The 11,320-nt window shown below is 65.6% G+C and carries 6 protein-coding genes and 2 pseudogenes; 1 reads left to right on the top strand and 7 read right to left on the bottom strand.

Features of this window, described 5'->3' with window-relative positions; all coding sequences use genetic code 11:
• Positions 1-91: 91 nt before the first annotated feature.
• The 7 genes and pseudogenes from QZY48_RS09465 to dnaE form a co-directional block, all read right to left on the bottom strand.
• Complete coding sequence (locus QZY48_RS09465) at positions 92-2,797, bottom strand: DEAD/DEAH box helicase family protein (protein ID WP_295430443.1); 2,706 nt, start codon at positions 2,795-2,797, stop codon at positions 92-94.
• 3 nt (positions 2,798-2,800) lie between these two features.
• Positions 2,801-4,504 carry a site-specific DNA-methyltransferase gene (locus tag QZY48_RS09460; RefSeq protein ID WP_295430441.1) on the bottom strand — a complete coding sequence of 568 codons (1,704 nt, stop codon included), beginning with the start codon at positions 4,502-4,504 and terminating at the stop codon, positions 2,801-2,803.
• A gap of 306 nt (positions 4,505-4,810) precedes the next feature.
• Positions 4,811-5,197, bottom strand: a complete 387-nt coding sequence (locus tag QZY48_RS09455; protein ID WP_295430439.1) for a transcriptional regulator — start codon at positions 5,195-5,197, stop codon at positions 4,811-4,813.
• An 11-nt stretch (positions 5,198-5,208) separates the two neighbouring features.
• Positions 5,209-5,358, bottom strand: a complete 150-nt coding sequence (locus tag QZY48_RS09450; protein WP_295430437.1) for a hypothetical protein — start codon at positions 5,356-5,358, stop codon at positions 5,209-5,211.
• A gap of 160 nt (positions 5,359-5,518) precedes the next feature.
• Positions 5,519-5,872: a hypothetical protein gene (locus tag QZY48_RS34740; protein WP_366929662.1), complete on the bottom strand. Its 354-nt coding sequence runs from the start codon at positions 5,870-5,872 to the stop codon at positions 5,519-5,521.
• Positions 5,873-5,878: 6 nt separating this feature from the next.
• A pseudogene (locus tag QZY48_RS34735) lies at positions 5,879-6,706 on the bottom strand (OB-fold nucleic acid binding domain-containing protein); the annotation flags it as partial.
• 165 nt (positions 6,707-6,871) lie between these two features.
• Positions 6,872-10,447 (bottom strand): annotated as a pseudogene (gene dnaE / locus QZY48_RS09445) (DNA polymerase III subunit alpha); the annotation flags it as partial.
• Positions 10,448-10,958: 511 nt separating this feature from the next.
• Between dnaE and QZY48_RS09440 the strand changes: the two are divergent.
• Positions 10,959-11,162: a DUF2281 domain-containing protein gene (locus tag QZY48_RS09440; protein WP_295430433.1), complete on the top strand. Its 204-nt coding sequence runs from the start codon at positions 10,959-10,961 to the stop codon at positions 11,160-11,162.
• The last annotated feature ends 158 nt before the right edge of the window (positions 11,163-11,320 follow it).

Below are 11,320 nucleotides of genomic sequence, written 5' to 3'. Positions count from 1 at the left end.
CCGCTGTGCGGACCAGCGACCTCCCGTGCAGCCGTGTGGCCGGAGTTATAATCAAGGCCCGCGTGACCCGGATCGGGGTGGCGATGCGGCCTCATTTCAGCCACTCGTCAAGTTCATCCCAGTGCTTGTCCGTCACCATCACGAAGCGGCAGCGCCCGTCCGAAAGACCGGCCCAGAGTCCGCCGATCAAGCGGTCATCTGCGGCCGCTTGCCAGCGATCAGCGCCCTTGTATTCCACCGCGAGGATGGTCCCCGGCAGTTCCCCGGACGGCGGCAGTCGGCACAGGAAGTCCGGATAGAAACGGCCGTCGGCCTTTTGCAGGAAAAAAGAGCTGCCCTCGCGCCGCACCAGGTTGCGAACCCAGAACTGGATGCGGCCCTGCGCCGCCGCGATATCCAGCCGGCACGCGCACTCGAATTCCTCTTTGCTGTCGAAGTCGCCGATCCGCCCATAGAAGTGGTGGCGGAACTCGAAGCACCCGAAGCGGCCGTCGTAATCGCGGCTGGGGGCATAGGCCTGGGCCTGGAACTCAAAGGCATACTCGTCGGTGACCGCCATGCGCGACGCGGCCTCGTCGCCGAACAGGGTCAACTGAAACGCCTTCCCGACCGCCTGCCTGCGCAGGTCCCGGATGCGCGCCTCAAGCAGATTGCGGATCATGAACTGCTGCAGATTGGCGCGCGCCAGGGTGAAGCCGTCGCGGCGCAGCAACTCGGCGAGCCAGGCGGCCACAAAGGCCTGCTTGCCGGCATGGGTCAGGGATGGCTCCGGCAGGTTGGCGCACAACCAGGTGGCCAGGCGCACCGCGTCGCGCTGTTCAGGCGGGTAGACCAGACCCAGGTCGCGTTGCAGCGCCGGCAGGAAGCGGGACACCACCTTGCCACTGCCGTCATCGATATCGATTTCACCGCCTTCGGACACCTTGAGGCCCGCGCCCAGGGCGGCGATGTCCGCGGCCGTCGGCGCTGCAACATAGTGCGACAGGTCCCATGGGTACTCCAGCACCTCCGGGTCATCGAACAACTTCAACTCACCCTGCACGCGCAGCGCCAGTTGCGGTATCCGCAATCGCTCCCCAAGTTCGGCCGGTGTCTGGAAGAACTCGATGGCCGTGGTGCGGCTGACCTCGGCCGCCGCGACGATCGCCGCTGCCGCGGTTGGTGTCGTCACCGCGGCCTTGAGCACCTCGGTCTCTTCTTCCGTCAATGGCGTGGTGATGGTGAGCGTATTGAGCTTGCCGTCCCACACGACCTTGTCCCGGACGGGTTTGGGCACCTCCTTGAGGTTCGGCTTCTCCGACAATGTAATCGCCACTGGATGCACGAACACGCGCCCGGCGTGCCCTTCCAAATCCAGCCGTGCCTGCTCGTCCTTGGCCGCCGTGACGAACTCGCCGACCTCGCGCCGCTCGAATCCGGCGCCGGCCACCAGGCGGTCACGCAATGCGCCGGCGGTCTCGGCAAAGTTACGGGAGACGACGAAGGCATAAGACTGATTGAGTTCGCGGGCCGCCCGCCGGCTGGCATTGGGCTGGCGCAATACCCGGCCGAGCAACTGTTCCACCGCCGTGGCCGAATGCAGCGAGGCCATACTGACCAGGATATAGGCGAACGGACAGTCCCAGCCCTCGGCCAGGGCGCGCTGGGTGATGACGAACTTGACCGGGCAGGCGGGGTCGGCGATGCCCAGCTTATAGTCAGAATCGATCTGCTCCAGCCCCTTCTCCTCCCCGGTCGCCACCAGGATCTGGTCGGCGGGGATGCCGTGGTTGGTGATCAACTCCTTGCGGACGCGCTCGAAATCCAGTGTCTCGACCCCGGCCCGGCGCGGCTCCGACTGGATCAGCACGATGGGCCTCAGGTAGGGCGCGCCGGTGTGCCGCTCATCCTCGGCCAACTGGTGCAATGCCTCCCGCCGGCCGATAGCATCGGCCAGGCATTGCTGCCAGTTCGGCTCGGTCTCCAGCACCACCGGCAACTTGATCATCTCCTCCGCCTTCAATTCGGCGGCAGAGACGCTGTGCAGGACATTGCTGGGGGTGCGCTCAAGGTCGGGCGTGGCGGTGAGTTCCAGTATCCCGCTGGGGCGCAAACGTGCCAGCATGTTGAAGGCCAGTTCGGTGCGGCTGTTGTGCGCCTCATCGACGATGACAAAAGGCCGGCGCCGGCGCAGCACATTGGCCAGCGAACAGGGCCTGGTCTGGTCCGGCCCTTCGCCCTCGGTCAGGAGTGCATCGCGCTGGGCGGGTGACAGGTTGTCGAAGTGGTGCATCAGGGTGCCGCTCGACTGATAGACCTTGCGGCATTCCTCCTCTTCGACCTGGAAGGCCTGGCGGGTGGCCACGATGATCGTGGTCGAGGTGTCCAGCGTGGCGCGCGTCACCGCCTTGGCCTCGTCCAGGTCCATGACGGTGAGCGGGCCGGCCTCGCGCAGCGCCGTGTGATAGGGATGCAGCCGGTCCTTGAGCGCCCGCAAGGTCTGCTCGCGGATCGGCTTGCTCGGCACCAGCCAGAGAATGACACTGTGCTCGCAGCGCAGCAGGTGCGTGTTGACCAGCGCGACGCTCTTGGCCGCGAGCCAGGTCTTGCCGCCGCCGGTCGGCACCCGCAGGCACAGGTAGGGCATGTCCAGCGGGAAGCCCGCCAAGGGGTTGTAGGCCAGGGCCCGGCCCCACAGGCGTTCGGTCGTGGCCGTATAGGCAAGCGCCGGCGACGGCAACTCATGACAAGCCCTGAAATAGGTCTCCAGGCTGTCGAGTACCTGCGACTGGTAGGTCTTGGGGGCGAAGGTCGTCATGGCTCAGACATCCAGCGCGTAGGGGGTTTGCTTGAAGGTGATACCCTCGCGCGCGGTGCGTGAGCCCAGGCGATTCGCCGCGGCGTAAATGACCTTGGGACCGGCGAACCTGGGGAGCGAGTCGAAGACCGGCCCGGTGAGTACATTGCCGCCGGCCGCCGATTGGTCCTTCAGGATGCCGTTGTAGAGCAGGTAGATGGCGCGTCCCTCGTGGATGCCGATCAGGGGGCCGTCGGCCGTGCCGGTGAAGCCGGTACCGGTCTCGGCAAACCAGACGAATTCGGCGAGTTGGGCAAAGGTTACGTCGGCGCGGACCTGGCCGGTGGGATCGAAGAGCGGTTCGGCGGACAGGCGGCAGAATTGGAAGCCGCCGCCGAGGCCCGTTACGGGCATTCGCTTCTTCCCGGTAAGCGGAACAAATCCTTCTATAGCCTTCCTCACACGCTCGCGGGTCTTCGTTTGCGCAACGTCGCGATCAATTTCAACCAAAATAAATCGCATCGGCACGCTGAGATGCTGATTGAGTTTCAGTACCGCGTGTGCGGTCGTTCCCGATCCACTGAAGCTGTCAAGAACAATATCACCCGGGGCCGCCACCATCCCGATCAAGTCAGCGATAGCCTCGGAATCTTTCGGAAACGGGAAGGCTCCGGCGCCGAGGATAGACTCTACCTCCAGCGTGGCAGCGCGCCCATCCTTGTAGAAAACACTCATCATCGGTTCGTCGTCGATCTCGCAGAGATAGCTCTTGCGGTTCGGGATGGTCGTATGGTCTTTCCCGAAATGGATTCGCGGCGGGTCTTGAGCCAATGCGGCCGTGGTCGTTTCCTGCTCCCATCGCCACCCGGTCGATGGGATAGCGCAAGGCTGCCGCGTGACGGGATGAATGATCGGATAGCGTGGGCGATTCTCGCGACCGTCGTCCGGTCCTGCAAAGTCTGCTGCAAAATACAATCCCCGATTGTCTGACCAGTTATAATGCTTGTGCGCCTTTCTGGGGTCGGTTTGCGGCATCTCTCGATACCATCCCATCAGATCTTTACGGATGTTCTCGTGATTGGGGCCGTGCTTGCTGCATAGGCCCGCGTAGTGCTCAAGTACGTCACCAACCCCTGGTTTCTTGCGCCGCCACTTGACCTTCCGGTCGTTCAGCAAGGCTTTGTTGCGAGCGAAAGCGAGGATGTATTCGTGGGTGATCGAAACCAGCTTTGAATCGCCCTTCTTGCCTTTCTGCCAGACGACGGTGGCAACCTCATTGCCCGTGCCGAACACCTCGCGCATCAAAGCCTGAAGGTTGCCGACTTCGTTGTCGTCGATTGAAACGAAGATAGCTCCATCGTCCCGCAGGAACTGGCGCAGCAACACCAGCCGCGGATACATCATGCACAACCAGCGGTCATGCCGATCCAGCGTCTCGCCCTCCTTACCGACCACGGCGCCGAGCCAGCGGCGAATCTCCGGGCTGCTGACGTTGTCGTTGTAGACCCAGCCCTCGTTGCCGGTGTTGTAGGGCGGGTCGATATAGATGCATTTGACCTGCCCGGCATAGCGCGGCAGCAGGGCCTTGAGCGCGTGCAGGTTGTCGCCCTGCACGATCAGGTTGCCGCTGTCGGCGCCGCCGCAGGACAGTTCCGGCACCGGCTCCAGCAGACGGAACGGCACCTCCCGGTGGTGTCTGACGACGGCCTCTTTGCCGATCCAGTTCAACGTGGGCATTCATGTACTCGGGTGTGTTCTTGCGCTGTCAGCGGTGGGCAGTACAGCGGGGTGCGCCCCTGGTGTGCGGCTGCGAGAAAAGAGCTTGCAGGACGAGTCGTGCCGGGCCGTCGCGGCACTGTCCCTCGGTGTTCAGGTGGGCAAGGATAGCGAATCTCGGGAGTCGGCGCAGCGTTGGAGGGAACCGGCAAACGGCCAGGGCTGAAGCCTTGGACTCCGGGTGGTCGACTGCGATATGCAGAATCATCGCCGCGCAAGGGTACCGGCTTTCTTGTCGCAGCCTATGCCCGGTCGTGGCTAGGCAGTCGCGGACTCGAATAAGCGCGGCTCCTGTATCAGTACGTCGGCGGGAATACCAAGTCCGCGATGGAGCTTGCGGATCATGGGCAGGCTCAGCGGTCGTTTGCGGGTCAGCACCTCCGCAACCTTGATCTCCGACCCCATGTAGGGTACCAGATCGCGGCGCGTCAATCCCTGCTGTTCCATACGAAACAGGATTGCGTCGACCGGGTCCGGAAGTGCAATAGGATAATGCGCTGTCTCGTAGCGGTCGATCGCGAGCGAGAGCCATTCCAGGCGTTCGGCTTGGGGGCTGCCATTCGGCGGGTCGCCTTCAAGCAGGGCGGTCAACTCGGCAAGTGCGGACTGGTGGTCCGCGTCGTTGGCGATCGATTTGCTGTTCACCGGTGAAATCCTCATAAATCCCAGCGGTCGCGGATGTCCTGCGGCGTCTGCCAAGTCGCCTGGGTCGCCTCGGCAAGCCAGGCTTCCAGCGGACGACGGGCCTGGGCATGGCGTGTCCAGAATTTCACCAGCTTATCGCGGCCTACAACTTGAAACGCCACTCGCCAACTCCCGTGTACGCACGCCTTTGAACTCTCGAGATTGCTTCCCGCATGATTATATCCGCTTGGCGAGGCAAGGGGCGCTGGTGCAGTGCCGGGGGAGGCGGGCGACGTCCAAGGCTGAAGCCTTGGACTCCAGGGTGCGGGTCGGGTGCCGGGGCTACCTGACCACCGTCAACCGCGCCGCCCGCGGCCGTTCGGGCTCCGCCGGCATCGTCGGCAGGGTGCCGCGCTGGTAACAGACGCTCACCGCCTCATTGCCGAGCAGGCGGCGCAGTTGCTTCAAGAGCGCATCGCGCGGCTGCACCCGCCAGGCGTCGCCGCACAGGAGCCGCGCGCGCACCCCGGGGCGCCGGCAGTCGAGAAGGATGCGCGAATCACCGCCGCGGAAGGGTTCCAGGATGGCCTTGATCTGTTCGACCAGGTCGAGGTCACAGATGGGGCCGGGGGCGGCCCCCAGGGTCAGGGCCAGGTGGTCGGCCTGTGACTCGCGCGCCTGCTCGAAGGTGCGCACGTCCTCGGCGCGGAAGGTCCAGTCGTTGCGGAAGTCGTCGAAGCTCAGGGAGCCGGTGACGGTGATGAGCTGGTCCGGGATCAGCAGGCTGCGCGTCGTCTCGTACAGCTCGGAGAAGACCGTCACCTCGATACGCCCGGTGCGGTCATCCAGGAGCACCGAGCACATGCGCCCGCGCTGCGTCTTGCCGGGGCGCACGCTCACCACCAGCCCGGCGATGGTGCGCCGGTCGCGCTCGCGCCGCTTGTTGTCCCAGCGGTTCTCGGCCTCCGTGGGGTCGCGCTCGGTTTCTTTTAGGCGCGCGATGCGGTTGGCGGCCCCCACCATGGCGTCGATCTCGCCGGTGTAGCGGTCGATGGGGTGGCCGGTCAGATAGAGGCCCAGGGTCTCGCGTTCGCCGGACAGGCGCTGTTCGTCGTCCCAGTCCTCGCGGGTTTCCGACGCGATCTGCGGGTCCGGCGCGGCGGCGGTGGGTCCGCCGCTGTCGAGCAGGCCGCCGAACAGGTCGAATTGACCGGCCGCCTGGGTCGCGCGGTGCTGCTCGGCGAACTTGAGCGCCAGCGGCAACTGCGCCATCAGGGTGGCGCGGTTGGGGGCCAGCCCGTCGAGTGCCCCGGCGCGGATCATCCCCTCCAGCACCCGCCGGTTGGCCTTGTGCAGGTCGATGCGGCGACAGAATTCCCAGAGATCCCGGAAGGGGCCGCCGGTGCGCCGCGCCTCCAGCATGGCCTCGATCGCCCCCTCGCCGACCCCCTTGATGGCCCCCAGCCCATAGACCACGGTATCGTCCCCGGCGATGGTGAAGCGGTATTCGGAGTGATTGACCGCCGGCGGCTGCACCGCCAGCTTCATCTGGCGGCATTCCTCGATGAGCGTGACGACCTTATCGGTATTGTCCATGTCCGCGGAGAGCACCGCGGCCATGAAGGCGGCCGGGTAGTGGGTCTTGAGCCACAGGGTCTGATAGCTGACCAGGGCATAGGCGGCGCTGTGCGAATTATGGACGATGATATCGTTGGCGACGAAATTGTGTGTGTCCGCAACCTCCAGGTCGTAGGTCATCGCCGCGCCGTCGGGCTCGATCGAGACGACTCGCTCCCAGAAAATCTCACTGTCGACCGCTTCGCGTAGCGTCGCCGAATCGAAAAAATCGGCTAACCGGCGGACAGTCGCACGTCGAAAACCCCGCTTATTCGGTCTGATCTGTCCGTAGATCTCTTTGACACAAACGCCGCTGCGAGACTCGATCTCACTCCACGTCAGTCCGCTGGCCTCTTTCTCATGGCGAACCTGGAGCTTGATCTGCGCCGGTAGGGTGTCGACGCTCTCATGGTCGGCGGGTGTCGCCTCAAGATACTGTTGCAGCGCCCCGCGTTGTAAGTCGCGCCCAATCAAATGCGGCCCGATGAATTCGACGAAGCGCTCGGTCGCCGTGCGGCCGAGGAGATACACGGTATAGCCGACTCGCCCGTCCTTATACGGAAAGCGCTTCTCCGTCAGTCGGCTGACGATTCCCAGACGCAGCAGGAGATGCTGGGTCTCACAGGCCAGACGCCGCGAGGCGGTGGCCAGATAGGGCGTCATGTTGTTGCCGTCCTGACCCGCCACGTAGCCGTCACCGGACCACAGGCGGCCGAGCAGGACCGCTAGACTTCGGTGGTCGAGCCGAAACACCGCGGCCGGGAAGTGCTTCTCGTTGGCCTTCTGGCCGACGATCCCCAGCCCTTCGAGCCACAGCCGTGCACCCGAGCGTGAGGTGAAGCAATGGCCGCCACCTGCCGCAATACGCGTATCGCGGCCGGTCCCGACATAAATGGACCAGGTATCGCAGCGGTCGGTACGCAGCCGCGCCGTCGTTACCGTATTCTGAAAGCACGAGACCGCGGCGCAGAAGTCCTGGGTCACCGCTTCGTCCTTGTTGTAGAAATAGAAGCCGCTGGGATGGCAGGTATTGCCCTCCGACAAGACCCAGCCCAATACAATGAGCTCGTGTTCAGGCCAGGTCTCGCGGCCCTCGACCGGCAGGCGCGAGGGTGAGGCGATCCGATCGCCGGCGGTGAGTGAACCAAGCGGTTTCCAGCCGTCGGGGGTTAGCAAGGGATGATTGTCGGTCGCGCGCAGTGACTTGCCGAGTGAGGTCGTCAGCCGTTGCACGGGCCTGATCCCGTTCTCCATGACCTGCACCACCGGGCTGCATCCCATGGTGCCGTCGGCGTGCAGGCTGGCGACGCCGGCGAGGCCGCGGCGATAGATGTCCTTGACCTCGCGCAGTTCGCCGGTCGCGGGGTCGGCGACCAGGGTCTCACCGACCACACACTTATTGAAGCCATAGCCCGCGAATTTCTCCATCAGATCGAAGATGTGCGCCGCAATCCCGCGGTCCACCCCGCGCTGCTCGGCCCCCTCCTGGAAGCCGACGCGCTGCTTGGCCATCTCCTCGGCCTTCTTCTTGCCCATGGCGCGGCGCAGCAGGTCCGCCCCGCCCAGCGAGTAGCCGGACAGGACCTGGGCGATCTGCATCACCTGCTCCTGGTAGAGGATGATGCCGTAGGTGGGCGCCAATACCGGTTCCAGGTCCGGGTGCGGGTAGGCGACATCGGCGCGCCCGTGCTTGCGGTTGATGAAGTCGTCCACCATTCCCGATTGCAGCGGCCCGGGCCGAAACAGGGCGACCAGGGCCGTGATATCACCGAATGAGTCGGGCTGGAGCTTCTTGATCAGCTCCTTCATGCCGCGCGATTCGAGTTGGAAGACGGCGGTGGTCTCGCAGCGCTTGAGCAATGCGAAGGCCGCGGGGTCGGCCGGGTCGATCTGTTCGATGTCGATGGGCTCCAGGCCCGCCGGCCGGTGGGCGTTGATGGTCTTGAGCGCCCAGTCGATGATGGTGAGGGTGCGCAGCCCCAGGAAGTCGAACTTCACCAGGCCCACCGACTCCACGTCGTCCTTGTCGAATTGGGTGACCAGGTTGTCCCCGCCCGGCTCGCAATACAGCGGCGCGAAGTCGGTGAGGCGGGTGGGGGCGATGACCACGCCCCCGGCGTGCTTGCCGGCGTTGCGGGTGCAGCCCTCGAGCTTGCGCCCCATGTCGATGAGGCTGTGGACCTCCTCGTCGTCCTCATAGGCGGCCTTGAGATCCGGGTTGTCTTCCAGCGCCTTCTCCAGCGTCATGCCGAGCTCGAAGGGGACCATCTTGGCCACCCGGTCGCAGAAGCCGTAGGGGTGACCCATGACCCGGCCCACGTCGCGCACCACCGCCTTGGCGGCCATGGTGCCGAAGGTGATGATCTGGGACACCGCCTCGCGCCCATAGCGGTCGGCCACATAGTCGATGACCCGGTCCCGGCCCTCCATGCAGAAGTCGATGTCGAAGTCGGGCATGGAGACGCGCTCGGGGTTCAGGAAGCGCTCAAACAGCAAATCATGCTGGATGGGGTCAAGGTCCGTGATCCCGAGCGCATAGGCGACCAGCGAGCCGGCACCGGAGCCGCGCCCGGGGCCGACCGGGATGCCGTTGCGCTTGGCCCAGGCGATGAAGTCCGCCACGATCAGGAAATAGCCCGGGAAGCCCATCTGGCAGATGACCCCGAGTTCCAGGTCCAGGCGCTGCGCGTAGAGCCGGCGGCGTTCCGGTTGATCGGCGGCCGCCCGCAACAGGCCGCGCTCGAAGCGGCGCTTGAGACCCGCCTCGGACTCGGCGCGGAAGAACTCGTCCATGGTCAGTCCCGCCGGCACCGGGAAGTCGGGCAGGTAGTTCTTGCCCAGTTCCAGCTCCAGGTTGCAGCGCTTGGCGATTTCTACGGAGTTCTCCAGGGCCTCCGGGCAGTCGGCGAACAGCTCGACCATCTCGGCGGGGGTGCGCAGATATTGCTCCTCGCTGAAGACCCGCGGCCGGCGCGGATCGTCCAGGGTGCGGCCCTCGTGGATGCAGACCCGTACCTCGTGGGCCTCGAAGTCCTCGCGGGCGAGGAAGCGCACGTCGTTGGTCGCCACCACCGGCACGCCGCGGGCCAGTGCGAGATCGACGCACTGCTCCACCAATTCCGCCTCCTGCTCCCGCCCGGTGCGGATCAGCTCCAGGTAGTAGCGGTCGCCGAAGACCGCGAGCCACTGGTCCAGCAGGTACTCGGCCCCGGTGCGGTTGCCCGCCAGCAGGGCGGAGGCGACATCGCCCTGGGGCCCGCCCGAAAGCGCGATCAACCCTTGCGGGGCCGCCGCGATCCAGTCACGCTCCACCTGGGGGACGCCCAGGTACTGGCCCTCGACATAGGCGCGCGAGATCAGCCGGGTGAGATTGCCGTAGCCCTGTTTATCCTGCACCAGCAGCACCAGGCGGTGCGGCTTGTTGGGGTCCGAGGGGTTCTTCACCCACAGGTCCGCCCCCGCGATCGGCTTGATCCCGGCCCCCAGCGCCGCCTTGTAGAAGCGCACCAGGGCGAAAAAATTGCACTGGTCGGTGATCGCCACGGCCGGCATCCCGGCCTTGCGCGCCGCCTTGACCAGGGGCTTGACCCCCACCAGTCCGTCGACCAGGGAGTATTCCGTGTGCAGGTGCAGGTGGATGAAGCGGGGGTCCATGGCGGGCTCGGCTGTGGTGTTGGATGGCGGGCGTCGGGGGCGGGAGTCTACCAAGTCGGCGGGGGCGGCGTGCGGGTCGCTGCGGGGATCGTGGGGGTGCCGGGCGCCCGCCCGGCCCGCCTCCCTCCCAGGCCCCAGCGTCGCGTGCCGCATTCAGTCCGGCGCGAGGTCAAGCCCCGCAGGGGCGCAACATACCAGCCCAGGGCAACGCCCCGGGGTGGTGCGGTTTCTGATGCCCAGCCCTGAAGGGGCGTGACATCCATCAGCGCTCAACCGTCACTGGGTGCGGCCCTATGTCACGCCCTTTCAGGGCTAAACCTCATCCTGCGCCCAACCCAGGGCGCTGCCCTGGGCTGGTATGTAACGCCCCTGCGGGGCTGAGGATTCCGGTGGCAGGCCGCGCGGATACCCGCTGGCGACGACTGCGGATTCGGATTGCGCTGCGCTCCATCCAGGCAACGGGCTGGGATACACTGACCCCCTAGACGACTTACGGGCGAGGGGCGCGGGTATGGGTACCACGGCGGATCGAATCTTCGCGCAGGCGAGCCGGCTCCCGGAGCCGCTGGCCCGCGAGGTTCTGGACTTCATCGGCTATCTGGAGGCCAGGCACGGCCTGCGGGATTTGTCCATCGAAGACCTCAAGGCGGCCCAGGACGGCGCCATGCGCCACGTCTGGGACAATCCAGACGACGAGGTCTGGAATGACGGTTGACCGGCAGGGATATTTCGCGTTCCCACGCTCCCGCGGCACTGCCATCAGGTTAAGCCTCATGTCCAGTCCGGTCCGGCCTGGGAGCGCCGCACCCCAGTGCGGCGCGATCTCGCGGATAACTCCGGCGGTGCGGGTTGACCAGAGGCCGCGCCGCACTG

Origin of the sequence: uncultured Thiodictyon sp., assembly GCF_903828115.1 — a bacterium.
GTDB lineage: Bacteria > Pseudomonadota > Gammaproteobacteria > Chromatiales > Chromatiaceae > Thiodictyon.
This window is presented reverse-complemented; position numbering and strand designations above follow the sequence as displayed.